The sequence below is a fragment of the Nocardioides pyridinolyticus genome, from assembly GCF_054653575.1.
In genome coordinates this window covers 1-25,322 of sequence record NZ_BAAIFY010000010.1, presented here as the reverse complement: position 1 = coordinate 25,322, position 25,322 = coordinate 1, and the positions used below count along the sequence as shown (strand labels likewise).

General features: G+C 71.5%; 22 protein-coding genes. 10 read left to right on the top strand and 12 right to left on the bottom strand.

Annotated elements, in window-relative coordinates; all coding sequences use genetic code 11:
* Positions 1-13: 13 nt before the first annotated feature.
* Positions 14-364, bottom strand: coding sequence for a holo-ACP synthase (locus ACYQ0U_RS10820; protein WP_459972575.1), 351 nt, complete (start codon positions 362-364; stop codon positions 14-16).
* Between the two features lie 7 nt (positions 365-371).
* Positions 372-2,216 (bottom strand): glutamine--fructose-6-phosphate transaminase (isomerizing), encoded by a 1,845-nt coding sequence (gene glmS, locus ACYQ0U_RS10815; RefSeq protein WP_459972573.1) that lies wholly within the window; start codon positions 2,214-2,216, stop codon positions 372-374.
* 41 nt (positions 2,217-2,257) lie between these two features.
* Between glmS and coaA the strand changes: the two genes are divergently transcribed.
* Positions 2,258-3,220: a type I pantothenate kinase gene (gene coaA / locus ACYQ0U_RS10810; RefSeq protein ID WP_459972571.1), complete on the top strand. Its 963-nt coding sequence runs from the start codon at positions 2,258-2,260 to the stop codon at positions 3,218-3,220.
* Positions 3,221-3,223: 3 nt separating this feature from the next.
* Here coaA and ACYQ0U_RS10805 read toward each other — a convergent pair whose 3' ends face one another.
* From ACYQ0U_RS10805 to rplM, 5 genes are read right to left on the bottom strand one after another with little or no spacing between them, the layout of a single operon-like run.
* Positions 3,224-4,021 carry an ABC transporter permease gene (locus ACYQ0U_RS10805; protein WP_459972569.1) on the bottom strand — a complete coding sequence of 266 codons (798 nt, stop codon included), beginning with the start codon at positions 4,019-4,021 and terminating at the stop codon, positions 3,224-3,226.
* The gene (locus ACYQ0U_RS10800) at positions 4,018-4,914 is read right to left on the bottom strand and encodes an ATP-binding cassette domain-containing protein (RefSeq protein WP_459972567.1); all 897 of its coding nucleotides are present in this window, start codon (positions 4,912-4,914) and stop codon (positions 4,018-4,020) included. The genes ACYQ0U_RS10805 and ACYQ0U_RS10800 overlap by 4 nt, the downstream gene beginning before the upstream one ends.
* Before the next feature lie 4 nt (positions 4,915-4,918).
* Positions 4,919-6,265, bottom strand: a complete 1,347-nt coding sequence (glmM, locus tag ACYQ0U_RS10795; RefSeq protein WP_459972565.1) for a phosphoglucosamine mutase — start codon at positions 6,263-6,265, stop codon at positions 4,919-4,921.
* Positions 6,266-6,275: 10 nt separating this feature from the next.
* A complete protein-coding gene (gene rpsI / locus ACYQ0U_RS10790) occupies positions 6,276-6,773 on the bottom strand; it encodes a 30S ribosomal protein S9 (protein ID WP_459972563.1) in 498 nt (165 codons plus the stop codon).
* A gap of 35 nt (positions 6,774-6,808) precedes the next feature.
* Positions 6,809-7,252, bottom strand: a complete 444-nt coding sequence (rplM, locus tag ACYQ0U_RS10785; protein ID WP_459972561.1) for a 50S ribosomal protein L13 — start codon at positions 7,250-7,252, stop codon at positions 6,809-6,811.
* A gap of 276 nt (positions 7,253-7,528) precedes the next feature.
* Here rplM and ACYQ0U_RS10780 point away from each other — a divergent pair, with 276 nt between their 5' ends.
* Positions 7,529-8,818, top strand: coding sequence for a citrate synthase (locus ACYQ0U_RS10780; protein WP_459972559.1), 1,290 nt, complete (start codon positions 7,529-7,531; stop codon positions 8,816-8,818).
* Entirely contained in the window at positions 8,710-9,435 is a 726-nt protein-coding gene (locus ACYQ0U_RS10775) for an HAD family hydrolase (RefSeq protein WP_459972557.1), read from the top strand. Before ACYQ0U_RS10780 ends, ACYQ0U_RS10775 begins: the two co-directional genes overlap by 109 nt.
* A 6-nt stretch (positions 9,436-9,441) precedes the next feature.
* Here the strand turns inward: ACYQ0U_RS10775 and ACYQ0U_RS10770 are convergent, their stop codons facing one another.
* Entirely contained in the window at positions 9,442-11,982 is a 2,541-nt protein-coding gene (locus tag ACYQ0U_RS10770) for a choice-of-anchor A family protein (RefSeq protein ID WP_459972554.1), read from the bottom strand.
* A gap of 183 nt (positions 11,983-12,165) precedes the next feature.
* Here ACYQ0U_RS10770 and ACYQ0U_RS10765 point away from each other — a divergent pair, with 183 nt between their 5' ends.
* Complete coding sequence (locus tag ACYQ0U_RS10765) at positions 12,166-13,425, top strand: S1C family serine protease (RefSeq protein ID WP_459972552.1); 1,260 nt, start codon at positions 12,166-12,168, stop codon at positions 13,423-13,425.
* Positions 13,426-13,513: 88 nt separating this feature from the next.
* On the opposite strand, the gene ACYQ0U_RS10760 is transcribed toward ACYQ0U_RS10765, so the two are convergent.
* From ACYQ0U_RS10760 to ACYQ0U_RS10745, 4 genes are read right to left on the bottom strand one after another with little or no spacing between them, the layout of a single operon-like run.
* Positions 13,514-14,530: a GNAT family N-acetyltransferase gene (locus ACYQ0U_RS10760; RefSeq protein WP_459972549.1), complete on the bottom strand. Its 1,017-nt coding sequence runs from the start codon at positions 14,528-14,530 to the stop codon at positions 13,514-13,516.
* A complete protein-coding gene (locus ACYQ0U_RS10755; protein ID WP_459972547.1) occupies positions 14,527-16,221 on the bottom strand; it encodes an ABC-F family ATP-binding cassette domain-containing protein in 1,695 nt (564 codons plus the stop codon). Before ACYQ0U_RS10755 ends, ACYQ0U_RS10760 begins: the two co-directional genes overlap by 4 nt.
* Positions 16,222-16,275: 54 nt before the next feature.
* Positions 16,276-17,319, bottom strand: coding sequence for an L-glyceraldehyde 3-phosphate reductase (gene mgrA / locus ACYQ0U_RS10750; protein WP_459972543.1), 1,044 nt, complete (start codon positions 17,317-17,319; stop codon positions 16,276-16,278).
* A 20-nt stretch (positions 17,320-17,339) separates the two neighbouring features.
* Positions 17,340-17,924: a TetR/AcrR family transcriptional regulator gene (locus ACYQ0U_RS10745; RefSeq protein ID WP_459972541.1), complete on the bottom strand. Its 585-nt coding sequence runs from the start codon at positions 17,922-17,924 to the stop codon at positions 17,340-17,342.
* A 47-nt stretch (positions 17,925-17,971) separates the two neighbouring features.
* Between ACYQ0U_RS10745 and ACYQ0U_RS10740 the strand changes: the two genes are divergently transcribed.
* The 6 genes from ACYQ0U_RS10740 to ACYQ0U_RS10715 all read left to right on the top strand — a co-directional run bounded on the left by ACYQ0U_RS10740 (position 17,972) and on the right by ACYQ0U_RS10715 (position 24,430).
* Positions 17,972-18,724 carry an SDR family oxidoreductase gene (locus ACYQ0U_RS10740; protein ID WP_459972539.1) on the top strand — a complete coding sequence of 251 codons (753 nt, stop codon included), beginning with the start codon at positions 17,972-17,974 and terminating at the stop codon, positions 18,722-18,724.
* Complete coding sequence (locus ACYQ0U_RS10735; RefSeq protein ID WP_459972537.1) at positions 18,724-19,512, top strand: SDR family NAD(P)-dependent oxidoreductase; 789 nt, start codon at positions 18,724-18,726, stop codon at positions 19,510-19,512. Before ACYQ0U_RS10740 ends, ACYQ0U_RS10735 begins: the two co-directional genes overlap by 1 nt.
* Positions 19,512-20,561 carry a phosphotransferase family protein gene (locus ACYQ0U_RS10730; protein WP_459972535.1) on the top strand — a complete coding sequence of 350 codons (1,050 nt, stop codon included), beginning with the start codon at positions 19,512-19,514 and terminating at the stop codon, positions 20,559-20,561. The genes ACYQ0U_RS10735 and ACYQ0U_RS10730 overlap by 1 nt, the downstream gene beginning before the upstream one ends.
* A 14-nt stretch (positions 20,562-20,575) precedes the next feature.
* On the top strand, positions 20,576-21,814 hold the full coding sequence (locus ACYQ0U_RS10725) for an acyl-CoA dehydrogenase family protein (protein ID WP_459972534.1): 1,239 nt from the start codon (positions 20,576-20,578) through the stop codon (positions 21,812-21,814).
* 1 nt (position 21,815) lies between these two features.
* Positions 21,816-22,967 carry an acyl-CoA dehydrogenase family protein gene (locus ACYQ0U_RS10720; protein ID WP_459972532.1) on the top strand — a complete coding sequence of 384 codons (1,152 nt, stop codon included), beginning with the start codon at positions 21,816-21,818 and terminating at the stop codon, positions 22,965-22,967.
* Positions 22,968-23,257: 290 nt separating this feature from the next.
* Positions 23,258-24,430 carry an HNH endonuclease signature motif containing protein gene (locus tag ACYQ0U_RS10715; protein WP_459972530.1) on the top strand — a complete coding sequence of 391 codons (1,173 nt, stop codon included), beginning with the start codon at positions 23,258-23,260 and terminating at the stop codon, positions 24,428-24,430.
* The last annotated feature ends 892 nt before the right edge of the window (positions 24,431-25,322 follow it).

The following is a 25,322-nucleotide window of genomic DNA, read 5'->3' as shown; positions in this document are numbered from 1 at the left end:
CCGACCGAGAGCCTCAGCCCTCCAGCACCACCACCGCCGACGCGATGCCGGCGTCGTGGGAGAGCGAGAGGTGGACCGACCGCACGCCGAGCGACTCGGCCTCGGCGAGCACGGAGCCGCGCAGCGTGAAGCGCGGTCGGCCCGACGACTCCGACTCCACCTCGGCGTCGTGCCAGTGCATGCCGACGGGGGCGCCGAGGGCCTTGGCCAGCGCCTCCTTGGCGGCGAAGCGGGCGGCGAGCGAGGCGAGGGGCCGGGACGCCTCGGACTCCGTGAAGAGCCGGGCCGCGAGGCCGGGGGTGCGCGTCAGCGACTCCCCGAAGCGCGCGATGTCGACAACGTCGATGCCCACCCCGACGATCACGAGCGACTCATTCGACCGTGACGGACTTGGCGAGGTTGCGCGGCTGGTCGACGTCGTGGCCCATCACGCTGGCGAGCTCGCAGGCGAAGAGCTGGAGAGGTACGACGGCGACCAGGGGCTGCAGCAGGACCGGGACCCGCGGGAGGCGGATGACGACGTCGGCGTACGGGAGGATCGCGTCGTCGCCCTCCTCGACCAGGCAGATCGTCCGGGCGCCGCGGGCGCGGACCTCCTGGATGCCGCTGACCATCTTGTCGCGCAGCTGGTCCCGGCCGGCCGGCGGCACGACGCACAGCACCGGCAGGTTCTCCTCGACCAGCGCGATCGGGCCGTGCTTGAGCTCGCCGGCGGCGAAGCCCTCGGCGTGCAGGTAGGCGAGCTCCTTGAGCTTGAGCGCGCCCTCGAGCGCGACGGGGTAGCCGGCGTGTCGGCCGAGGAACAGCACCGACCGGGTGTCGACGTGCTCCCGCGCCAGCGAGTAGACCTGGTCGGCGGAGGCCAGCACCGAGGAGATGTGACCGGGGATCGCCTCGAGCTGGTGCACCACCTGGGAGATCTCGTCGCCGTACCGGGTGCCCTTGACCTGCGCGAGGTACAGCGCCAGCAGGTAGCAGGCGACCAGCTGGGTCAGGAAGCCCTTGGTGGACGCCACGCCGATCTCGGGACCGGCGTGCGTGTAGATGACCGCGTCCGACTCGCGCGGGATCGTCGAGCCGTTGGTGTTGCAGATCGCCAGCACCTTCGAGCGCTGCGTGCGCGCGTGCCGGATCGCCTGCAGCGTGTCCGCGGTCTCGCCCGACTGGCTGATCGCCACGACGAGCGTGGAGTAGTCGAGGATCGGGTCGCGGTAGCGGAACTCCGACGCGAGCTCGACCTCCACCGGGATCCGGCACCAGTGCTCGATCGCGTACTTCGCGACCATGCCCGCGTAGAACGACGTGCCGCACGCGATGATGATGATCTTGTCGACGTCGCGGAGCTCCTGGTCCGAGAGCCGCATCTCGTCGAGGTGCAGGTGACCCTCGGCCGTACGCCGCCCGAGCAGTGAGTCCGCCACGGCACGCGGCTGCTCGAAGATCTCCTTGCGCATGAACCAGTCGTGCCCGTCCTTCTCGGCCGCCGAGAGGTCCCAGTCCACGTGGTAGGTGCGCCCGGAGGACTCCGAGCCGTCGAAGTTGCGCACGTCGACCGACGAGCGGGTGATCGTGACGACCTGGTCCTGGCCGAGCTCCATCGCCTCGCGGGTGTGCTCGATGAACGCGGCGACGTCGGAGCCGAGGAAGTTCTCGCCCTCCCCCAGGCCGACGACCAGCGGCGAGTTGCGGCGCGCGGCGACGACCCGCGACGGGTCGAGCGCGTCGACCGCGACCAGCGTGAAGGCGCCCTCCAGGCGGCGGACGACCCGCAGCATCGCCTCGGTGAGGTCCGCGCCCGCGAGCACCTCGGCCTCGAGCAGGTGCGCGGCGACCTCCGTGTCGGTCTCCGACAGCAGCGCGTCGTCGCCGGTCTCGAGCTCGGCGCGCAGCTCGGCGAAGTTCTCGATGATCCCGTTGTGCACGAGCGCCACGCGGCGCGCCGGGCCGGTGTGCGGGTGCGCGTTGACGTCGTTCGGGGCGCCGTGCGTCGCCCACCGCGTGTGCCCGATGCCGATGTCGGTCGCCGGCAGCGCGTCGTCGACGATGACCTTCTCCAGGTTCGCGAGCTTGCCGGCGCGCTTCTCGGTCGCCAGGGCGCCGTCGACGACCAGCGCGATCCCCGCGGAGTCGTAGCCGCGGTACTCCAGGCGACGGAGGCCCTCGACGACCACCTCCTGAGCACCCTTGTGACCTACGTAACCCACGATCCCGCACATGGGTCTCACTGTATCCGCGGGGCTTTGCAAGGATGGCGGCCATGTCGTCGCACGGCGGGCCGCCGGAGGAGTCATCGCCGTATCTCGAGCTCGATCGCTCCGCGTGGGCCTCGCTCGCGGCGGAGGTCGAGAACCCGCTCAGCGGCGACGAGATCCGGCGGCTGCGCGGCCTGGGTGACCAGCTCGACCTCGAGGAGGTGCAGCAGATCTACCTGCCGCTCTCCCGGCTGCTGAGCATGTACGTCGAGTCCGCGGGCCAGCTCTACCGGCGCCAGGAGGCGTTCCTCCATCGGGCCCAGCCGCGCCGCACGCCCTTCGTGATCGGCCTGGCCGGCTCGGTCGCGGTCGGCAAGTCGACGACGGCCCGCGTGCTCCAGCAGATGCTGGCCCACTGGCCCGAGCACCCCAACGTCGCCCTGGTGACCACCGACGGCTTCCTCTACCCCAACGCCGAGCTCGAGCGCCGCGGCCTGCTCCAGCGCAAGGGCTTCCCGGAGTCCTACGACCGCCGCGCGCTGCTCCGCTTCGTCGTCGACATCAAGTCCGGCAAGGACGAGGTCGAGGCGCCGGTGTACTCCCACCTCACCTACGACGTGCTCCCCGACGAGAAGGTCGTGGTCAAGCGGCCCGACATCGTGATCATCGAGGGCCTCAACGTCCTCCAGCCGGCCCGCGTGCGCGAGGACGGCCGCGCCGGGCTGACGCTGAGCGACTTCTTCGACTTCTCCGTCTACGTCGACGCCGGCACCGGCCACATCCGGGACTGGTACGTCGAGCGCTTCCAGCGGCTGCGCGAGACGGCGTTCCGCGACCCCGAGTCCTACTTCTCCAAGTACGCCGCCTTCACCCAGGAGGAGGCCGTCACCGAGGCGCAGCGGATCTGGGACACGATCAACGGCCCCAACCTCGTGCAGAACATCCTGCCGACCCGGTCCCGGGCGACGCTGGTGCTGCGCAAGGACCGCGACCACTCGGTCCGCTACGTCCGCCTGCGCAAGCTGTAGGCCTCAGCCGATGTCGCGGCGCAGCGTGGTGTACCGCCCGATCGCCGCCAGCGCTCCGGCGTACGCCAGCAGCACGAGCAGCGCGGCCGGGCGGGACAGCAGGTCGGTCGACTCACCGCCGAGCGCGCCGAAGAAGCTCGCGCCCATCAGGCCGTCCGCGGCGGCGCCGGGCAGGAACTTCGCGATGCCGTCGACGGCGTCGAAGGCGCCCAGCGCCAGCCGGGCGACCGGCTCGACGAACTGCGTGAACGCCAGAATCACCACGATCGCCGCGACCTGGTTGGTGAGCACGCTGCCGAAGGCGGCGCCGATGACCGCCCACAGCGCGGTGACCACGATCCCGAGCAGGACCACCGTGACGACGTCCCCGTCGGTGAGGAACGCGCCGTCGCCCGCGATGGACAGCAGCGGCGCGCTGACGCCGACTACCGCGACCGTCCCCACGACGCCGTAGAGCAGCCCCAGCGGCACCGTCGCCAGCAGCTTGGCACCCAGGAAGACCCCGCGCCGCGGCTCGACCAGCAGCGACTGCGTGATCGTCTGGTGCCGGAACTCCGTCGTCATCGCGAGGCTGCCGATCACGAGCGGGAACACGTAGCCGATCGCGTTGATCAGCCCGTAGACCGCCGCCGCGAGCTCGGCTCCCGACAGCGGCGGCATCGCGTCCTCGGGCGCGTTGACGAACGACAGAGCCATGACCGCGGCGATGAACGCGAGGTAGCCGGCCAGCGCGAGCAGCAGCACCCACCACATCCGGGTGCTGACGAGCTTGCGGTACTCCGCGACCAGCGCCGCCCTCATGCCGCACCGCCCGTCAGCCGCAGGAACACGTCCTCGAGGCCCACGCCCCTGCTCGCCAGCTGGTGCAGCTCCACGCCCGAGGAGTACGCCGCCGCGCCGACGTCCGCGGCCGGGACCCCCGTCAGCACGAGGCCGGGGCCCTCGGGACGGGCGGTCCAGCCGCGGTCGGACAAGAGCCGGGCGAGCGCGTCGGCCGCAGGCGACTCGACGTAGGTCTCGGGCTCGGCCAGCCCCGCGAGCGCGGCGAGCGACGAGGCGTGGACCAGTCGGCCGCGGGCGATGATCACGACGTCGTCGACGGTGTGCTGCACCTCGGTGAGCACGTGGCTGGAGACCAGCACGGTGCGGCCCTCGTCGGCGAACGCCCGCAGCAGCCTGCGCAGCCAGACGATGCCCTCCGGGTCGAGGCCGTTCGCGGGCTCGTCGAGCACGACCGCGGGCGGGTCGCCGAGCAGCGCGGTCGCGAGGCCGAGCCGCTGCCGCATGCCCATCGAGTAGCCCCCGACCCGACGGTCCGCCGCGGCGCCGAGCCCGACGAACTCGATCAGCTCACGGCACCGCTGCTTCGGCACCCCGACCTGGGCGGCGTACGCCTCGAGGTGGCCGAGCCCGGAGCGGCCGGGATGGAAGGACGATGCCTCCAGCGCGGCACCGACCACCCGGGCGGGCCGCTCGTGGTCGGCGTACGCCTTGCCCCCGACCAGCGCGCGGCCGGCGCTCGGCCGGGTGAGTCCGAGCAGCATCCGCAGCGTGGTCGTCTTGCCCGCGCCGTTCGGGCCGAGGAAGCCGGTCACGGCGCCCGGGCGGACGGCGAAGCTCAGGTCGTCCACGGCACGGACGGGTCCGAAGGTCTTGGCGACGCCCTCGAAGGCGAGGGTGGGTCCGGAGGCCATGGCCTCAGAGTGCCAGTCGGGACCGGACGACGTCGGCGAGGCGGTCGGCCACGGCCTGCGCGTCGTCCTGGGTCTGGGCCTCGACCATCACCCGCACCAGCGACTCGGTGCCGGACGGGCGGAGCAGGATCCGCCCGCTGTCACCGAGCGCGGCCTCCTCCTCGGCCACCGCCGCGGCGACGATCGGGTCGTCGTCGGCGCGCGACTTGTCGACGTCGGGGACGTTGACGAGGACCTGCGGCAGCCGGGTCACGACCGACGCCAGCGACTGAGCGCTCTCGCCGGTCGCCGCCATCCGCTGGAGGACGTGCAGCGCGGTGAGGATGCCGTCGCCGGTGGTGGCGTACTCGCTCATGATCACGTGGCCGGACTGCTCGCCCCCGAGGGAGTAGCCCGAGACGCGCATCGCCTCGAGGACGTAGCGGTCGCCGACCTTGGTCTGGCGCACGCCGATCCCGGCGGCGCGCATCGCCTGGACGAAGCCCAGGTTGCTCATCACGGTGGCGACGACGGTGTTCTTGGCGAGGTGCCCGGTCTCGGCCATGCCGATCGCGAGGATCGCCATGATCTGGTCGCCGTCGATGTCGTTGCCCTCGTGGTCGACCGCGAGGCAGCGGTCGGCGTCGCCGTCGAGGGCGAAGCCGACGTCGGCGCCGTGCTCGAGCACCGCCGCGCGCAGCGGCGCGAGGTGCGTGGAGCCGCACGCGTCGTTGATGTTGAGGCCGTCGGGCTCGACACCGATGGCGATCACGTCGGCGCCGGCGGCCCGCAGGGCGGCCGGGCCGGCCTCGTACGCCGCGCCGTGGGCACAGTCGAGGACGACCTTGATGCCGGCGAGCGGCTTGTCGATGGTCGAGACGAGGTGCTCGACGTACTCCGAGACCGGGGTCGCGTAGGGCGTCACCCGCCCGACGTCACCGCCGAGCGGGCGGTCCCACGGCTCGTCGAGGTGCTGCTCGATCTCGCGCTCCACGGCGTCGTCGAGCTTGAGCCCGCCGCGGGCGAGGAACTTGATGCCGTTGTCGGGCATCGGGTTGTGCGAGGCGCTGATGACGACGCCGAGGTCGGCGCCCAGCGCCTGCGTCATGTACGCCACCGCAGGGGTGGGCAGCACCCGCAGGCGCACCGAGTCGACGCCGGCCGAGGCCAGGCCGGCCACGACGGCGTGCTCGAGGAACTGTCCCGAGATGCGCGTGTCCCGGCCCACCACGGCGAGCGGGCGATGGCCCTCGAACTCGCCCCGGTCGGCCAGGACACGGGCGGCGGCAACGGAGAGGTCCAGGGCCAGCTCCGCGGTCAGCTGACCGTTGGCCAGGCCCCGGACCCCGTCCGTGCCGAAGATGCGCGGCATGCGCAGGAACTCAGCGCTTGCTGAACTGCGGCGCCTTGCGGGCCTTCTTGAGACCGGCCTTCTTGCGCTCGATGACGCGGGCGTCACGCGTGAGCAGCCCGGCCTTCTTGAGCGACGGGCGGTTGGCCTCGACGTCGACGGCGTTCAGGCAGCGGGCCACGCCGAGGCGCAGGGCGCCGGCCTGACCGGTGATGCCACCGCCGTGGATGCGGGCGATGACGTCGAAGCGGCCCTCGAGCTGCAGCTCGGCGAACGGCTCGTTGACGACCTGCTGGTGCAGCTTGTTCGGGAAGTAGGAGTCCAGCGTGCGACCGTTCACGGTCCACTGCCCGGTGCCCGGCACGATGCGGACGCGGGCCACGGCCTCCTTGCGGCGGCCGGTGGCCGCGGCGGGGGCGATGGTGGCGGGACGCTCGGGGGTGTCAGCGGACGGAGCGCTCTCCGAGCTGTACGCGATCCCCTGCTCGTCGACCTCGTAGGTCTCCTCGACCTCGTTGGTGTCAGCCATGTCTCTTCAGATCTCTCTCTCGCTCGTACGTCGGACTACTGGGAGATCTGGGAGATCTCGAACGGAGTGGCCTGCTGGGCCTGGTGCGGGTGGTTCGGCCCGGAGTAGACCTTCAGCTTCTTCAGCATCTGACGGCCGAGCTTGTTCTTCGGGAGCATGCCCCACACGGCCTTCTCGATGGCCTTGCGGGCGTCCTTGTCGAGGACCTCGCCGATCGGGGTGGCCGAGAGGCCGCCCGGGTAGCCGGAGTGGCGGTAGGCCATCTTCGTCGTCTTCTTGGTGCCGGAGAGGGCGACCTTCTCCGCGTTGACGATGATGACGAAGTCACCGGTGTCGACGTGCGGGGCGAAGATCGGCTTGTGCTTGCCGCGGAGCAGGTTCGCGGTCTGGACCGCGAGGCGGCCGAGGACCACGTCGGTGGCGTCGATGACGTGCCACTCGCGGGAGATGTCGCCCGGCTTGGGGCTGTAGGTGCGCACGGAGGAATGTCCTTCGTTCGTAGGGCCCGGGCGACCCTGTGCCGTCCCGGGTGGTGGAGCCACGCCTTCTGACGAACACGGCCCGGTCTCTCTCCGGATCTGCACCCCGGTCCCGTGGCAGGGCTCGGAGCGCGGCAGGAGGCGCGACTGACAAGAGTACGGGGGCGTCTCGACGCCGGTCAAAATGCCGTCGCGGGGACCGGGTCGGAAATGTCACAGGGTCCACGATCGGGCACCGGGTTCGCATGCCGCCACGCCGCAGACTAAGTTGAGAGCGTGACTGATTCTCTCACCGTCCGTGACAACCGCACCGGACAGGAGTACGAGGTCCCGATCACCGACGGCACCATCAAGGCCGCCGATCTGGGCCAGATCAAGGCCGGCGACGACAACCCGGGCCTGGCGGTCTACGACCCCGGCTTCGTGAACACCGCGTCGTGCCGGAGCTCCGTCACCTACATCGACGGCGACAAGGGCATCCTCGAGTACCGCGGCTACCCGATCGAGCAGCTGGCCGAGAAGTCGACGTTCCTGGAGGTCGCGTACCTCCTGATCCACGGCGCGCTCCCCACCAAGGCGGAGTACGAGGCGTGGGTGCACGAGATCACGTACCACACGTTCGTGCACGAGAACGTCAAGGAGTTCATGCAGGGCTTCCGGTACGACGCGCACCCCATGGGGATGCTGATGGCGTCGGTCGGGGCCCTCTCGACGTTCTACCCCGACGCGCGCAACATCAGCGACGCCGACAACCGGCACATGCAGATCGTCCGCATGATCGCGAAGATGCCGACGCTGGGCGCCTGGTCGTTCCGCCACGCGCAGGGCAAGCCGTTCGTCTACCCCGACAACGAGCTCAGCTACACCGCGAACTTCCTCTCGATGCTCTTCAAGATGAGCGAGCAGAAGTTCGACGCCGACGAGCGCCTCGTGAAGGCCCTCGACGTCCTGTTCATCCTGCACGCCGACCACGAGCAGAACTGTTCGACCAACGCGGTCCGCTCGGTCGGCTCCTCGCAGGTCGACCCGTACTCCGCGGTCGCCGCGGGCGTCGGCGCCCTCTTCGGCCCGCTGCACGGCGGCGCCAACGAGGCCGTCCTCCGCATGCTGAAGCGGATCGGCTCGAAGGAGAACATCCCCGCGTTCATCCAGGGCGTGAAGGACGGCAACGAGCGGCTGATGGGCTTCGGCCACCGGGTCTACAAGAACTACGACCCGCGCGCGAAGATCATCAAGAAGGCCTGCGACGACGTCTTCGAGGTCACCGGGGTCAACCCGCTCCTCGAGATCGCCCAGGAGCTGGAGAAGATCGCGCTCGAGGACGAGTACTTCGTCAAGCGCAAGCTCTACCCGAACGTGGACTTCTACTCCGGCCTGATCTACGAGGCCTTCCAGTTCCCGCCGGAGATGTTCACGGTCCTGTTCGCGATCGGCCGCACCCCGGGCTGGCTGGCCCAGTGGTCGGAGCTGGTCCAGGACAAGGAGCAGAAGATCGCCCGCCCCAAGCAGATCTACACCGGCGACCGCACGCTGGAGTTCGTGCCCGCCTCGGAGCGCTGGGCCTGAGCACCACCACCCCGGCCGGGGTCGTCCTCGACCTCGGCAACGTCCTCATCGACTGGCAACCGGCCCTCGCCGTCGCGGCGGGGGTCGGTCCCGTCGAGGCCGACGCCTTCCTGGCGGCCGAGGACTTCGACTTCATGGCCTGGAACCACCACCAGGACAGCGGGCGGTCGTGGGCCGACGGCATCGCCGAGGTGCTCGGCAGCCACCCGCACTGGGCCGAGCACGCGCAGGCCTACGTCACGCACTTCCCGGCCTCGCTGGCCGCGATGCCCGAGTCCACCGAGGTCGTCCGGGCCCTCCACGCCGCCGGGGTCCCGATGATCGGGCTCACCAACTGGTCCGCGGAGCTTTACTACGGCCACGCGGCCGGACGGTTCGAGGTCCTCGACCTGCTCGACGACGTCGTCGTCTCGGGCGAGGTCCGGGCGGCGAAGCCCGACCCGCGCGCCTACGAGATCGCCGCCGAGCGGGCCGGCCAGCCGCTGGACCGCCTGGCGTTCGTCGACGACAAGCAGCTCAACGTCGACGCCGCGGCCGCGCTCGGGATGGGCGCGATCCTCTTCACCGACGCGGCCGGGCTGCGCACCGAGCTGCGCAGCCGGGGCCTGCCGGCCTGATCGCGGTCAGGGCAGCGCGCGGAGGACCCGTACCGTCCGCGAGGTCGGCCTGCCCCGGGTCGGGTCGATCCGGACGGTGACCTGGTCGAGCTTCGCGAGCTTCGCCCTGCCGATCCGGGTCAGCCTCAGGCTCGCCGTGGTGGCCCGGCCGGGCTGGAGCCCGACGGTGCCCTGGGCCAGCAACATGCCGCCCGCCTTCACGGTGAGCTCGCCCCGGCCCGGCATCGACGAGGCGACCTTCAGGGCGAAGGCGCCTGCGGCGAGCCGGCCGCTGCCGAGGAGGCCGGTGGTCGACGAGCCCGGCTGGACCGTGACGGTCGCGGTCGAGCTGTTGTTGAACGGGTTCGCGTCCGCTGAGGCCGACGTCACCGTGGCGGTGTTCGCGACGACGACCGGGGCGGTCGTGCCCATGTCCTCGGCCGAGGTGCGGTCGCGCAGGCACAGCAGGTCGAGCACGACGTCCTTGGCCTGGCCGGTGCCGTTGAAGATCCGGAACGCCCGCTCCTTGAGCCGCGGGTCGTTGCCGAAGTGCTGCACGCCCGGCGGCAGGTCCCAGGTCGCCACGACGCCCTTGCCGTCGTCGGGGCAGATCACCTGGAGCTCGTCGCCCTCCTTGGCGGTGTGACCGCTCACCGGGAACGTCCTCACCGCGTGGGTGAACCGCAGCTCGTGGGTGTGGCCGTGGACCTGGCCGACCGTGGTCCGCAGGCAGCGGACGCTCAGGGTCACGGCGGTAGGCGCACCCACGTCGAGGGTGAACACCCAGTCCCGCGGATGGTCGTCGTCGTACTCCGAGCCGCGCAGCACCACGCCGCCGGCCGGGGCGTCGAAGCCCGGCGCGACCGGGATGGTGCCGGTCGGGCAGGTCAGCGTCGTGGAGTGCACGCCGGCGCCGTACGTCGCCGTGGCGGTCACCGGCGTCGGGTCGGCCGACAGCGGGTGCTGGTGGCGGTCGTCGTAGCCCGTCTGGCGGTCCGCCGGGTCGGTGGCGGCCGGGAGACAGACGATGAACGCCTTGGCCTGCGCGCGGCCCGTCGCGTCGTTGCGGAGGACGCCCTTCCAGGTGCCGACGCCGAGGCCGGACGACCGGGAGCTCACAACCCTGACGTCGTCGGCGATCGTGCCGGTGTCCTGGTCGACGTGGTCGAGGCGGAACTGGCCGTCGCTGAGGATGTCGCCGGGCCGGCAGCTGAGCGTCACGCTCTTCTGCTCGCCGTGCTCGAGGTCCACCTGCTGCTCGACCTTGTACGGCGTGAGCCAGTGGTTGGCGTCGGGGTGCGACGGTGCACCGGCGCCGGCGACCGGGTTCGCCACGACCTTGATCCACGGCGACGTCGAGTCGTGCGCGGCGAGGGTGCCGAGGTTGCAGGTCACCGTGCCGCCGCTGACCGTGCAGGGCGCGGACGCGGAGTCGAAGGTGACGCCCGCCGGCAGCACGTCCGTGACGACGACGCCGGTGGCCGGGCTGTCGCCGACGTTCTCGACGAGCAGCGGGTAGGTGACGAAGTCGCCGCCGTTCGGGCTCGAGACCGACGCGGTCTTGGTGATCTTCACGTCGGAGTGGCCGGGCGTGCTCGGCGGGCCGGGCACGCAGGCGGTCGACGGGAACAGGTTGAGGTGCGTCTCCAGGTGGGAGCTGAAGCTCTTCGCGATGACCTGGCCGATGTTGTGGCCGCCGCCGACGACCGCGAGGGCCGCGCGCGGGGCGAGGAGGTGGCCGGCCCAGGCGGAGCCGTAGTCGAGCGTGATCGAGGTCGCCGACGGGAGGTTCCAGATGATCCCGTTGAACGCGTTCTTGATGTTGCCGTCCGAGACCTGGTTCCAGGTGCCGCCGAGGCGGACCCACGCCTGCCCGGCGATGCTCACCGAGCTGCCGGGCACGTTGACGATCGTGACGGCGCCGCCGGGCACGTCGTACCCGACGTGCTTGCCGGCGGCGAGGTCGGCCGCGTGGGCGGAGGTCAGGTTGAACACGTTCAGCGTCGGGCTCGTGCCGGTGAGGATCAGCGCCTGGTTGCCGCCGGTCAGGCCGGAGGTCACGGTGCCGGTGGCCGCCGCGGCGCCCCACGTGTCGGCGAGGGTGCGCAGGTCGGCGAATGCGGTCGAGAAGCTCACCGGGTTGCTGCCGAGGTAGCCGGTGCCCGCCCCGCCGTTGAAGTTCACGCCGCTCGCCGGGGTCACGTAGGCGCTGCCGCGCTGGAGGTTGAACCCGCCGTGCGCGCCCGCGACGACCAGCGTCGGCGTGGTCGCCGGAGTCGACACGGGCAGGTGCGTCCCGACGGTCATCCCGCCGGGCGTCAGGTTGCCGCCGTAGGCGATCGCGCCCTCGGACTCGGCACCCCGGGTGCCGTCGGTCTCGACGAACTCGGTCCAGCCGGTGGCCGCACCGAGCGGGTTCGAGACGGTCGTGCAGGCGGCCGGCGTGGTCGCCCCGGCGCCGGCGCCGAGCGGCACGACCGCCAGCGCGCCGACGGCGCCGGCGAGCACGGCGACGTACGCCGGAATGCGAAGCGCGCGCGGCGCGCGCGAGGACCCAGACGTGCTCATTCGGTCTACCCCCCAGTAGGTCTGCACGTCGACGGTGCCAGTCGGTCGCGGTGGCCGCGGCCGGTTCCCGCAAAGGGATCGTTCCTGACTGGACCAGCTACGACCGGGCGCCTCTTGATGGTTCTTCGTCGGCACCAAGCCAGGTCTCAGCAAGGTCACAGGAGGCCACCACACAGTTGAGACATGAACGACCAGCCGACGACGCCGCCCCCGGGCCACCAGCCGTACGTCCCCTCGAACCCGGCTCCGCAGGGGCCGCCGCCGGGTTCGCCGTACGTCGAGCACACCACTCCCCTGGCGCTCCAGGAGCGCCCGCGCAAGCCGCGGCGGGCCGGCCTCGCGGCCGCGGTCGTCGCGACCGCGCTCGTGGTCGGCGGCGCGGCGGGCGCCGGCGGCGCCGCGGCCTGGAACGCCCTCGACGACGGGGGCGCGTCCGGTGGCAGCGGCAGCAGCCCCACCGCCACCTCGCAGGTCGTCGACACCCCCGACTCCCCGGCCGCCGACGGCTCCGTCGAGGCGGTCGCGGACAAGGTGCTCCCGTCGGTCGTGAAGATCGACGTCACCGGTGCGGACGGCGCGGGGTCCGGCTCGGGCATCATCCTCAGCTCCGACGGCGAGATCCTCACCAACAACCACGTGGTCGAGCTCGCCAGCAACGGCGGCACGCTGACGGTCTCCTTCAACGACGGGTCCACCGCCAAGGCCGAGATCCTCGGCACCGACGCGCTGACGGACACCGCGGTGATCAGGGCCCAGGGCGTCTCGGACCTCACCCCGGCGACCATCGGCAAGTCCAGCGACCTGAAGGTGGGGCAGGGTGTCGTCGCCATCGGCTCGCCGTTCGGTCTCGACTCCACCGTCACCAGCGGCATCGTGTCCGCTCTCGACCGCCCCGTGAACGTCGGCTCGGACGACGAGGGCAACAGCACGACCTACCCGGCCATCCAGACCGACGCGGCGATCAACCCCGGCAACAGCGGTGGGGCGCTCGTCGACCTGAACGGCAACGTCGTCGGCATCAACTCCTCGATCCGCAGTGCGGCCACGTCGTCCGGCGAGGCCGGCTCGATCGGCCTGGGCTTCGCGATCCCGATGGACGAGATCATGCCGATCGTCGACCAGATGCGGAACGGCGAGACGCCGACCCACGCCCGCATGGGCATCTCCGTCTCCGACGCGGGCGGGCAGCAGGGCGCCGAGGTCGTCGAGGGCGCCCAGGTGCAGGACGTGACCGCGGGCTCGTCGGCCGACGAGGCGGGCATCGCCCGGGGCGACGTGATCACCAAGGTGGACGACCACCTGATCACCGGTGCCGACTCGCTCGTCGCGACCATCCGGTCCTACCGGCCGGGCGACAAGGTGACCGTCACCTACCTCCACGACGGCCAGACCCAGACCGTCGACCTCGAGCTCGACTCGGACGCCAGCGCGTCCAACTCCTAGGAGTCGCCACCGACCTCCTCGCCCCCGGGGAGGACCGGGCCCCACTGCACGTCTACCCGTCTTCGTCGTGCGGTGGGGCCCTTGGTGTTCAGAGCCGCTTCTGGAACTCGCCGAGCCGCGCGACCGGGGTGAAGCCGAGCCGCTCGTTGACGGCGATCATGTGGGTGTTGACCTCGGCGTTGTAGGTGAGGACGAGCGCAATGTCCGGTCGCTCGTCCTGGAGCAGCCGGAGGTTGGCCAGCTTCACCGCCAGCCCGAGCCGGTGGCCGCGGGCGTCGCGACGCACGAGCGTGCCCCACTGGTAGGCCCGGCCCGGCTCGTGGATGGTCGTCGCGAGGTCGGTGTAGGCGACCACGTCGCCGGAGCGGTCCAGCGCGACGGTGTTGTACTTCCGCCGCCCCTGGCGCTCGAGCAGCTGCTCGGTCTCCCGCACCAGCGCCGGGTCCGCGGCCTCGTCCTCCACCGTGAGGTCGCCCGTCGGCGCCTCGGTCATCAGCGACGACACCAGCCGGGCCCACCCCGCGAGCAGCTCGTCCGGCACCGGCCCGACGAAGCTCCGCAGCTCGAAGTCGCGGTGGTACGCCGCCACCTCGGCCGTCAGCTCGTCGAGGACCCCGTCCGCGACCGGGAGCCGGAGCTCGCGCATCACGTCACCGAGCGCCAGGTCGAAGCCGTGCGCGGCCGCGAACCGGACACCGGGCGCCTCCCCGCCGTCGGGACCGTCGGAGTAGGGCCACGCGGCCTCGCCGACGAGGATCGTGCGGCCGCGCTCGCGGGCGGCGTCCTCGAGGTGCGCGAGCATCGCGGCGCCGTACCCGCGCCGCCGGGCGTCGGGCACGGTGTGCACCGCGACCTCGGCGCGGTCGAGGTTGTCCTGGAGCGGGGCGCGGAGGAAGCCGGCGGTGACGACCCGGTCGTCGACCATGCCGGACCAGCCGAGCTTGAGGTACCGCTGGCTCGGCTCCTGCATCAGCACCCGGATCTCCTCGAGCTGCCACGGCGACGAGGCGCCGGAGGCCGACTCGGCCAGGAGGTAGGCGTGGTGCCAGGCGTCGAAGGCGTCGCGGTCGAACGGGTCGAGCGGGACGATCCGGAGGTCGCTCATCGGACCCGCCGCACCCGACCCTCGTCCCAGACGGGGCCGTCGGACTCGTAGACGTCGCCGTCGGCGCCGTAGACGAGGAACCGGTCGAAGCCCCGGGCGAACCAGCGGTCGTGGGTCACCGCGAGCACCGTGCCCTCGAACGCCCCGAGCCCCTCCTCGAGGGCCTCGGCGGACTGGACGTCGAGGTTGTCGGTGGGCTCGTCGAGCAGCAGCAGGGTCGCGCCGGAGAGCTCCAGCAGCAGGATCTGGAAGCGGGCCTGCTGGCCGCCGCTGAGCGACTCGAACCGCTGCTCACCCGCGTGCGCCAGCTCGTAGCGGTCGAGCACCCGGGCGGCCTGCTCGCGGCCCATGCCGGCGCGGCCGTTCGGCGAACCGTCGCCGCGGTGCAGGATCTCCAGCAGCGTGCGGCCGATCAGCTCGGGATGCTCGTGGGTCTGCACGAACCAACCGGGGCGCACGCGCGCACCGAGCTTGGCCCTGCCCCGGTGGAGCACCGGCTTGATCTCGACGTCGCCGACCGGCCGGTGCTCGACGTCCGGGTCGGTGCCGCCGATCGCGAGCAGCCGCAGGAAGTGGGACTTGCCCGAGCCGTTGGACCCGAGCACCGCGACGCGTTCGCCGTACCAGACCTCGAGGTCGAACGGCTTCATCAGGCCGGTCAGCTCGAGGTCCTCGCAGACGACCGCGCGCTTGCCGGTGCGGCCTCCGGTGAGCCGCATCGTCACCTGCTGCTCACGTGGCTGCTCGGTCGGCGGGCCGGCCTCCTCGAACTTCCGGAGCCGGGTCTGGGCGGCGCGGTACTGCGACGCCATGCCGTCGTTGTACTCGGACTTGATCTTGTAGTGCAACACCAGCTGCTTGAGCTTGGCGTGCTCCTCGTCCCAGCGCTTGCGCATCTCCTCGAAGCGGAGGAACCGGTCGCGGCGGGCGTCGTGGTACGCCGCGAACCCGCCGGGGTGCGTCCACACGGTGTTGCCGGCATGTCCGAGCTCGACGGTGACGACGCGGGTCGCGGTGTTGTTCAGCAGCTCGCGGTCGTGGCTGATCATCAGGATGGTCTTGTCGGACTCGCGGATCCGGCCCTCGAGCCAGATCTTGCCGGGCACGTCCAGGTAGTTGTCGGGCTCGTCGAGCAGCAGCACCTCCTCGGGACCCCGCAGCAGGAACTCGAGCACCAGGCGCTTCTGCTCGCCGCCCGAGAGCGTGCCGAGCGTGCGGTACTTCGCGCGCTCGTAGGGCAGCGCGAGCGCCGCCATCGTCACCACGTCCCAGGTGACCTCGAGGTCGTAGCCACCGGCGTCCGCGAAGTCCGACAGCGCATGGGCATAGGCCATCTGGGTCTTCTCGTCGTCGGTGTCCATCAGCGCCAGCTCGCAGCGCTCGAGCTCGGCGGCGGCCTCGCGGACCCGCGGCGGCGAGACGCTCAGCAGCAGGTCGGCGACGGTCGGGTCGTCGCCGAGCGCAGCACCGACGTTCTGCCGCATGACACCGAGCCCGCCGGAGCGGGTGACGACACCGGCGTGCGGCGCCAGCTCTCCGGTGATGATGCGCAGCAGGGTCGTCTTGCCGGCGCCGTTGGCGCCGACCAGCGCGACCTTGGCGCCCTCCCCGACCCGGAACGACACGTCGTCCAGCAGCACTCTCCCGTCGGGCAGCTCGTACCGCACCCCAGCCACGTCCACGTGTCCCACGTCGAAGGATTCTCCGTCATCGGGCGCGGACCGGTCACCCGGTTTTGCCGCCGGCTACTCCTCGGTCTGCTTGGCCCACAGGTTGACGCCGGCCTCCACCGCGTCCTCGTCGATCGCGCGCAGCTCGTCGGCGGAGAGCGGCGGGAAGCTCAGCGCGTCGAGGTTCGTGTCGAGCTGCTCGACCGAGCTCGCGCCGATCACCGCCGAGGTCACGCGAGGGTCGCGGACCGCCCACTGGAGCGCCATCTGCGCCAGCTTCTGCCCTCGGCCCTGCGCGATCTCGTTGAGGCGACGGACGTGCCTCAGCGTCGCCTCGTCGAGGTGGTCGCCGGGCAGCGTCGACTGCTGCCGAGCCGCGCGCGAGTCCTCCGGCACGCCGTCGAGGTAGCGGTCGGTCAGCAGGCCCTGCGCCAGCGGGGTGAACACGATGCAGCCCATCCCCTGCTGCTCGAGCTCGTCGAGCAGGTCCTCCTCGATCCAGCGGTTGAGCATGGAGTACGACGGCTGGTGGATGAGCAGCGGCGTGCCGAGGTCGCGCGCGATCGACGCCGCCTCGTTGGTCCTCGCGGCGGAGTACGAGGAGATGCCGGCGTACAGCGCCTTGCCCTGCCGCACGGCCTGGTCGAGCGCCATCATCGTCTCCTCGACCGGCGTGTCCGGGTCGAAGCGGTGGCTGTAGAAGATGTCGACGTAGTCGAGCCCGAGCCGGTCCAGCGACTGGTCGAGCGAGGCGAGGACGTACTTCCGCGAGCCGCCGCCCTGCCCGTACGGCCCGGGCCACATGTCCCAGCCCGCCTTGGTCGAGATGACCAGCTCGTCGCGCAGGCCGGCGAAGTCGTCGCGCAGGTAGCGCCCGAAGTTCTCCTCGGCCCGGCCGTACGGCGGGCCGTAGTTGTTCGCGAGGTCGAAGTGCGTCACGCCGCGGTCGAAGGCCCGGCGCAGGATCGCGCGCTGGGTCTCCTCGGGACGGTCGGTGCCGAAGTTCTGCCAGAGGCCGAGCGAGATCACCGGCAGCCGGAGGCCGCTGCGGCCGGTGAACCGGTACTGCATCCCGGTGGCATCGGTGTCGTACCGGTCCTCGGCGGGCTCGTAGGTCATGCGCCGATGGTGCCAGTCGCTCAGGCCCCCACCATGCGCAGGGCCAGGAGTCGGTAGTGCGCGGCGACCTCGTCAGGGGTCCACCGGCCCTCGTCGCGGTACCACCGCGCCACGTCGATGCCGAGCGAGAGGATCGCCAGCGTGGTCATCCGTGGGTCGGGGGTGGTGAACGCCCCGGCCGCAACGCCCCGGTCGACGACGTCGCGGAGGACCAGGTCGATCTGGTGGCGCACCATGAGGACCTCGGCCCGGTGCTCCTCCGAGAGCGCGGCGAGCTCGTAGTTGATGACCCGCGCGCCCGTGTGGGCGACGGCGTGGTCGTGCACGAAGTCCTCGACCAGGTCCCCGAGCTGGGTCACCGGGTCGTCCGAGCGGGTCACCGAGGAGCGCACCAGCTCCAGCACCCGCTGGTGGCCGGCCAGCGCGAGCTCGAAGAGCAGCTCCTCCTTCGACCGGTGGTGCACGTACATCGCCGCCGGGCTCATGCCCGCGGTCGTGGAGATGTCGCGCGTGGTGGTGCCGTGGAACCCCCGCGCGGCGAACGCGTCGATCGCCGCCCGGGCCAGTCGGGTCCGGGCGTCGGGTGCCGGGGTGGACGCGCTCATCGGGAGCATGGTAAGCAAGCGCTTAGTCATCGAGCAAGGAGGAGAACGTGCAGGGACTGGCCGGCAAGGTCGCCATCGTCACCGGCGCGAGCCGCGGCATCGGGTTCGGGATCGCCCAGAGGCTCGTCGAGGAGGGCGCCAAGGTCTGCCTCACCGCGCGCAGGACCGAGTCGCTCGAGGAGGCCGTCGCCGCCCTCGGCGGGGACCGCCACGCGATCGGCGTCGCCGGCAAGGCCGACGACCCCGAGCACCGCGAGGAGGCGGTCCGCCGCACCGTCGAGACGTTCGGCAGCCTGGACCTGCTGGTGAACAACGCCGGCATCAACCCGGTCGCCGGCCCGCTCATCGACTCCGACCTCGGCGCCGCGCGCAAGACCGTCGAGGTGAACGCGCTGGGCGCGCTGGCGTGGACCCAGGCGGCGTACCGCGCCTGGATGCAGGAGCACGGTGGCTCGGTCGTGAACATCTCGTCCGTCTCGGGGGTGCGGCCCGCGCCGATGATCGGCATGTACGGCGCCTCCAAGGCGATGATGATCAGCCTCACCGAGACGCTCGCGGTCGAGCTCGGCCCGGCGATCCGGGTCAACGCCGTCGCGCCCGCCATCGTCAAGACCGCGTTCGCCACGCCGCTCTACGAGGGCCGCGAGGCCGACGTCGCCGCGCAGTACCCGATGCGCCGGCTCGGCGTGCCCGAGGACGTCGCGGGTGCGGTCGCGTTCCTGCTCTCCGACGAGGCCGGGTGGGTCACCGGGCAGACCGTCACCCTCGACGGCGGCGTGACGCTCACCGGCGGCGTCTGATGGGTGCCCTCGCCGGGAAGGGCGTGGTCGTCACCGGCGCCGGCCGCGGCATCGGCCGTGCCCTGGCGCTCCGCGCTGCCCAGGAGGGCGCGCGGGTGGTCGTCAACGACCTGGACGCCGGCAACGCGCAGGCCGTCGCCGACGAGATCGGCGGCACCGCGATCGCCGGCGACGTCACCGCTCCCGACGCCCTGATCGACGCCGCGACCGAGACGCTCGGCCGGGTCGACGTGTTCTTCGCCAACGCCGGCATCGACGGCGCGGGCGGGCCCGACAGCCTGCAGACCCCCGACGACGTCTGGGTCCGGGTCGTCGACGTCAACGTGATGGCGCACGTCCGCGCGGCCCGCGCGCTCGTGCCGCGATGGCTGGCGGACGGCGGCGGTGGGCGGTTCGTCGTCACGGCGTCGGCGGCCGGCCTGCTCACGATGATCGGCAGCGCGCCGTACTCCGTGACCAAGCACGCCGCCGTGGGCTTCGCCGAGTGGCTCTCGGTGACCTACGGCGCGCGCGGGATCGACGTGCACGCCATCTGCCCGCAGGGCGTGAAGACGCAGATGCTCGAGGACGCAGGGCCCTTGCAGGCACTGCTCTCCCGCGACACCGCGCTCGAGCCGGAGCAGGTCGCGGACGCGGCCGTCGCGGCGATCGAGGAGGGCCGGTTCCTCGTGCTCCCCCACCCCGAGGTCGCGGGCTACTACGCCGTCCGCGCGAGCGACACCGAGAAGTGGCTGGACGGCATGCGCCGCCTCCAGCAGAAGGTCGACGAGGCAGGAGCGCTGGACTGATGGCCGGGACGACCGAGGAGACCCCGGGACTCGACCTCGCGGCGTTCCGCGCCTGGTACGACGGGCAGCGGCCCGGCGAGATTGCCGGCGAGCTGTCCGGTCGCGTGATCGCGGGCGGCCGGTCGAACCTCACCTACGAGGTCACCGACGGCTCGTCGTGGTGGATCGTCCGCCGGCCGCCGCTGGGCCACGTGCAGGCGACCGCGCACGACATGGGTCGCGAGTACACCGCGATGTCGGCGCTCGCGGCGACCGACGTACCCGTGCCGCGGACCTACGCGCACTGCGCCGACCCCGACGTGATCGGGGCGCCGTTCTACGTGATGGAGCGGGTGCTCGGCACGGCGTACCGACAGGCCAGCGAGCTCGAGGCCCTCGGCGCCGAGCGGACCGCGGCGATCGCGCGCGAGATGGTCGGCGTGCTCGCGCGGCTGCACACGGTCGATCCGGCCGCGGTCGGGCTGGCCGGGTTCGGCCGGCCCGCCGGCTTCCTGGAGCGACAGGTGCGGCGGTGGGGCAAGCAGCTCGAGGGCTCGAGGACCCAGGACCGGCCCGCCGCCGACGAGCTGCACCGCCGGCTCACCGCGCGGGTCCCCGCCGACGACGACACCTGGGCGGGGATCGTGCACGGCGACTACCGCCTCGACAACCTGCTCACCGGCGACGACGACCACGTGAAGGCGGTCGTGGACTGGGAGATGGCCACCCTCGGCGACGTCCGCACCGACCTCGCGCTGCTGCTCGTCTACGACCGGCTGTCGTCGCTCCCCTCGGCGGGCCTCGTGTCCGACGTGGCGAAGGCCCCCGGCTACCCGTCGGGCGCGGAGCACCTCGCGACGTACGCCGCCGCCCGCGGCCGCGACCTCGGCGACATGGCCAGGCAAATGAGATGGCACCTCGGACTCGCCTACTTCAAATTAGCGGTGATCCTCGAGGGGATCAGCTTCCGCTTCCGGCAGGGCGCGACGGTCGGCGAGGGCTTCGACCAGATCGGCGCCGGCTTCGACCCCCTGATCACCGCGGGCCTCGAGGCCCTCGACCACGACTGAACCGAGAGACTGACATGGACTTCGCGCACGACCGCCGCACGCAGCAGCTCATCGCCACCGCCGAGAGCTTCCTGGCCGAACGGATCATCCCGTCGCAGCAGGCCTTCCACGACCAGCTCGCGGCCCAGGAGGACCGCTGGGAGTGGTCGACGGTCCCGGTGCTCAAGCAGCTCCAGCAGGAGGCGCGGGACCTGGGGCTCTGGAACGTCTTCCTGCCCCGCGAGCACGCCGACTCCCCCGGCCTCAGCAACCTCGAGTACGCGCCGATCGCCGAGATCACCGGCCGCGCGATGCACCTCGCGCCGCCGGCCCTGAACTGCTCGGCGCCCGACACCGGCAACATGGAGGTGCTCGCGCTGTTCGGGTCGCCCGAGCAGAAGGAGCGCTGGCTGAAGCCGTTGCTGGCGGCGGAGATCCGCTCGTCGTTCGCGATGAGCGAGCCGGACGTCGCGTCCTCCGACGCCACCAACATCGCGACGCGGATCGAGCGTGACGGCGACGAGTACGTGCTCAACGGCCGCAAGTGGTGGATCACCGGCGCGATGAACCCGAACGCCGAGATCTTCATCGTGATGGGCAAGACCGACCCCGAGGCCTCGCGGCACCGGCAGCAGTCGATGATCCTCGTCCCGCGCGACACCCCCGGCCTCACGATCAAGCGGGGCATGGAGGTGTTCGGGTACGACGACCACGAGCACGGTGGCCACGCCGAGCTCCTGTTCGAGGACGTGCGCGTGCCGGCGTCCCACCTGATCGGCGAGGAGGGTGCGGGGTTCGCCATCGCCCAGGCCCGCCTGGGCCCCGGGCGCATCCACCACTGCATGCGGTCGATCGGCGTGGCCGAGGCCGCGATCGACCTGATGTGCCAGCGCGCGACCCAGCGGGTCGCCTTCGGGCGTCCGATCGCGGCGCAGGGCGTCGTGCGCGACTGGATCGCCGAGTCCCGGGTGCGCCTCGAGCAGCTGCGGCTGCTGGTGCTCAAGACCGCCTGGCTGATGGACACCGTCGGCAACCGCGGCGCGCACACCGAGATCCAGGCGATCAAGATCGCGACTCCCCAGACCGTGCAGTGGATCCTCGACAAGGCGATCCAGGTGCACGGCGCCGGCGGGCTGTCCCAGGACTTCCCGCTCGCCGCGGCGTACGCCGGCATCCGCACGCTGCGCTTCGCCGACGGCCCGGACGAGGTGCACAAGAACTCGCTGGCCAAGGCCGAGATCGCCCGGCACGCGGCTCCCGCGAACGGAGCATGAGATGGACCTGACCTTGACCGACGAGCAGCAGGCGTTCCGCTCGCTGGCCCGCGACTTCCTGGACCGCGAGGCGGTGCCGCACCGCACGCAGTGGGACCGCGACGAGCAGGTCGACCTCGCGATCATCCCGAAGATGGCCGAGATCGGGTTCTTCGGCCTCACCATCCCCGAGGAGTACGGCGGTCTGGGCGGCGACTACCTCACCTACGTGCTCGGCATGGAGGAGCTCGGCCGCGCGGACTCCGCGCTGCGCGGGATCGTGTCGGTCTCGAACGGGCTGTTCGGCAAGTCGGTGCTGGGCTTCGGCACCGAGGAGCAGAAGCAGGAGTGGCTGCCCCGGATCGCCGCCGGCACCTCGCTCGGCTGCTTCGGGCTGACCGAGCCCGACACCGGCTCCGACGCCGGCAACCTCACCTCGCGGGCCCGCCGCGACGGGTCGGACTACGTCCTGAACGGGCAGAAGCTGTTCATCACCAACGGCACCTGGGCCGACGTCGCGCTCGTCTTCGCCCGCACCAGCGACGACGGTCCGCGCGGCGTCACGGCGTTCCTCGTCCCGACGGACACGCCGGGCTTCGAGGCGCGCGAGGTGAAGGGCAAGCTCGGCCTACGCGGCCAGGCCACCGCCGAGCTCTTCCTGTCCGACGTACGCTTGCCGGCCTCGGCCCGCCTGGGCGAGGAGGGGCAGGGCTTCAAGATCGCGATGACCACCCTCGACAAGGGCCGGGTCTCCGTCGCCGCCGGCTGCGTCGGCATCGTCCAGGGCTGCCTGGAGGCGTCGGTCTCCTACGCCACCTCACGAACCCAGTTCGGCCGGCCGCTCGCGTCGTTCCAGCTGGTGCAGGAGCTGATCTCCGACATGTCCGTCGACGCCGACGCCGCGCGCCTGCTCGTCTGGCGCTGCGCCGACCTGATCGATCGTGGTGAGTCCTTCCGGGTGGCGGCGTCCAAGGCCAAGCTGTTCGCCTCCGAGGCCGCCGTCCGCGCCGCCAACAACGCGATCCAGGTCTACGGCGGCGCCGGGTACGTCGACGAGCACCCGGCCGAGAAGTACCTCCGCGACGCGCGCGTCATGACCCTCTACGAAGGCACCTCGCAGATCCAGAAGCTCCTCATCGGTCGCGCCGAGACGGGCGTCAACGCGTTCGTGTAGTACGGGGTGTTGAGGGAGGCGCTCTGGCGCTCGTCTCGAAGCCACCACCACCTGGGTGTGCGCGGGCTGCGGGTCCGCGCGGTCTGGCCGCCGACAGGCAGCAACGCGGGCAGGGTTCGCTCGGGTCGGCGCGGCTTCCCGGCCTGCGGCTAGGCGCGCCCGGTGGTGGAGACGAGCGCCCGGGCACCTGTCTCGGACCACTCCAGAAAAAATCTGAAAGGTGTCCATATCCCGGTCAAAACAAGGGATCTGGGCACCGAAATGTCGGTGCCCCCTGCTTGGGTTGATCCATGGCAGCCACCACGAGCACCCGCGCCGACGAGGTGCTGACCGCTGCCCGCGACACCGCGACGGTGATCGCGGACGCGCAGGTCGAGCAGCTGGTCCAGGCCGTGCAGTGGGCGCAGCTGAACCCCGGCGACCCGGATCCGCAGATCGAGTGGGGCATGCAGCCCCTGGAGCTGGCCGGCGTCGGCGCCCCCACCATCGATGAGTCCGCGGTGGCCGAGTTCGCGCTCGCGATCGGGACGAAGCACGAACCCGGCGCCCGGCTCATCGGCGACGCCATCGAGCTGTGTCACCGGCTCCCGCGGATCTGGGGACGGGTGATGGCCGGGGAGGTGGCGGTGTTCAAGGCCCGCAAGATCGCCCAGGACACCCGCACCCTCTCCCCCGAGGCGGCTGCCGCGGTCGACCAGCGGCTCGCGATCGTCGCGAAGAGGTGCTCGTGGGCCGAGATCGAACGCCAGGTCGAGCAGGCCCGCGCCGAGCACGACCCCGCCGAGACCGAGCGGCGTCGCCTGGCCGAGGCCGAGCAACGCGGCGTCCAGATCCAGTACCGCGGCATCACCGCCACCGGCCAGGTCCCCATCACCGCCTGGGCCGGGCTCGCCGACGCGCTCGCGTTCGACGAGTTCCTCACCGCCACCGCCGCCACCCTCGACCCCGCGATCCCCCTCGACGTGCGCCGCTCCATGGCCCTGGGCATGGCCGGCACCACCGGCACCGGTGGCCCCGCCCAGCGGGAGCTGGTGCTCTACGCCCACACCCGGCCCGGGCAGGCGATGGTCGAGGTCGAGAACACCCGGTCCGTCGTCACCCCCGGGCAGGTCCGCGAGTGGTGCCAGGAGGCCGGCACCCGGGTCACCATCCGACCCGTGCTCGACTTGGCCGAGGAGATGTCCACCGACGCCTACTCACCCACCCCGCTGATGAAGGAACAGGCCCGGCTCCGCTACCGCACCTGCGTGTTCAAGGACTGCGACCGCCCCGCCCGGGGCTGCGACCTCGACCACCGCGACCCCTACCCGTCCGGGGCGACCACCACCGCCAACCTCTTCCCGCTCTGCCGAGGCCACCACCGCCTCAAGACCACCGGCGGCTGGACCTACCAGCTCCTCGACCCCCACACCATCCAATGGACCAGCCCCATGGGCCTCGTCCACCACCGACATATCGACTGACCCACACCCCGCCGGCACCGCTGGCGGGGCCACACCCATGCCGTGCCGGACGCGTGTGGCGAGATGTGTCTCTCCGCAGCGGGTGGGCACGAAGTGATGTGCTGTGGTGGCGTGGCGCTACGCGCGAATACGTGGACTCCAGCCTTTCGGGCGTGCCCCGGTACCGATGACCTGATCGAGAAATCGCCCGCCGCGCTCCGTGTATGACTCCGCAACGCCCTGGAAACGCACCCAGCGTGGTCGTCCGACGCAACTGCGGGGAATGTTTATCCGCAGAGTTTCTCGCGCGAAGCTAGTCCTTCCGCCGAGTCGTTTGCAGTTGACGACGGAGACATCGTTGTTCCGACCGTGCTGCAAGAGGAGATAGTCCGCACCTCGCCCAAGCCAGTCGACCTCGACAACGACTTCGAAGGTGCGCGCACGGCTCGTGCGGAGGTAGCCATAGAACGTGATCTCATCCGACGCGCGGGAACGGAGCTCCACATACCGCGCGATTGCGACAACTGCTCGGGGCGAGTGACGAACTACCGTCCTCTCGAGGTCGGTGTTGACGACCGAGCCTTCATGGCTGAACGTGCGTCCGCCGACGGGAGACCAAACGTCACGTGTTGCATCTTCGAGTGCTTCGCGATCTGCAGCAGCCGAGCCGGCGGACACAGGGGTCACGGACAGGATCAACCCAGCGACCGCCATTGCGAAGACCGCCCGTGAAGGCCGGATCATCTGTCCTCCCACGTCACGACCGTGCCGGAAGCCGACCGGTCTATCGCCCTGCAGTGAGAGCGGTAGACCGTCGACTTCGTGGCCGAGCTCACCGGTCCGACGACCCGTGCTGCCGAGAGGCTCGCCGGCTGGCGATGGTCCAGATGGTCACACCAGCAAGCGCCAGCAC

What these genes read in the sequence shown, in the direction of transcription:
- glmS (WP_459972573.1), bottom strand. Translation starts at nt 2,216, where the DNA reads ATGTGCGGGATCGTGGGTTACGTAGGTCACAAGGGTGCTCAGGAGGTG.
- coaA (WP_459972571.1), top strand. Translation starts at nt 2,258, where the DNA reads ATGTCGTCGCACGGCGGGCCGCCGGAGGAGTCATCGCCGTATCTCGAG.
- ACYQ0U_RS10805 (WP_459972569.1), bottom strand. Translation starts at nt 4,021, where the DNA reads ATGAGGGCGGCGCTGGTCGCGGAGTACCGCAAGCTCGTCAGCACCCGG.
- ACYQ0U_RS10800 (WP_459972567.1), bottom strand. Translation starts at nt 4,914, where the DNA reads ATGGCCTCCGGACCCACCCTCGCCTTCGAGGGCGTCGCCAAGACCTTC.
- glmM (WP_459972565.1), bottom strand. Translation starts at nt 6,265, where the DNA reads ATGCCGCGCATCTTCGGCACGGACGGGGTCCGGGGCCTGGCCAACGGT.
- rpsI (WP_459972563.1), bottom strand. Translation starts at nt 6,773, where the DNA reads ATGGCTGACACCAACGAGGTCGAGGAGACCTACGAGGTCGACGAGCAG.
- ACYQ0U_RS10770 (WP_459972554.1), bottom strand. Translation starts at nt 11,982, where the DNA reads ATGAGCACGTCTGGGTCCTCGCGCGCGCCGCGCGCGCTTCGCATTCCG.
- ACYQ0U_RS10765 (WP_459972552.1), top strand. Translation starts at nt 12,166, where the DNA reads ATGAACGACCAGCCGACGACGCCGCCCCCGGGCCACCAGCCGTACGTC.
- ACYQ0U_RS10760 (WP_459972549.1), bottom strand. Translation starts at nt 14,530, where the DNA reads ATGAGCGACCTCCGGATCGTCCCGCTCGACCCGTTCGACCGCGACGCC.
- mgrA (WP_459972543.1), bottom strand. Translation starts at nt 17,319, where the DNA reads ATGACCTACGAGCCCGCCGAGGACCGGTACGACACCGATGCCACCGGG.
- ACYQ0U_RS10745 (WP_459972541.1), bottom strand. Translation starts at nt 17,924, where the DNA reads ATGAGCGCGTCCACCCCGGCACCCGACGCCCGGACCCGACTGGCCCGG.
- ACYQ0U_RS10735 (WP_459972537.1), top strand. Translation starts at nt 18,724, where the DNA reads ATGGGTGCCCTCGCCGGGAAGGGCGTGGTCGTCACCGGCGCCGGCCGC.
- ACYQ0U_RS10730 (WP_459972535.1), top strand. Translation starts at nt 19,512, where the DNA reads ATGGCCGGGACGACCGAGGAGACCCCGGGACTCGACCTCGCGGCGTTC.
- ACYQ0U_RS10725 (WP_459972534.1), top strand. Translation starts at nt 20,576, where the DNA reads ATGGACTTCGCGCACGACCGCCGCACGCAGCAGCTCATCGCCACCGCC.
- ACYQ0U_RS10720 (WP_459972532.1), top strand. Translation starts at nt 21,816, where the DNA reads ATGGACCTGACCTTGACCGACGAGCAGCAGGCGTTCCGCTCGCTGGCC.
- ACYQ0U_RS10715 (WP_459972530.1), top strand. Translation starts at nt 23,258, where the DNA reads ATGGCAGCCACCACGAGCACCCGCGCCGACGAGGTGCTGACCGCTGCC.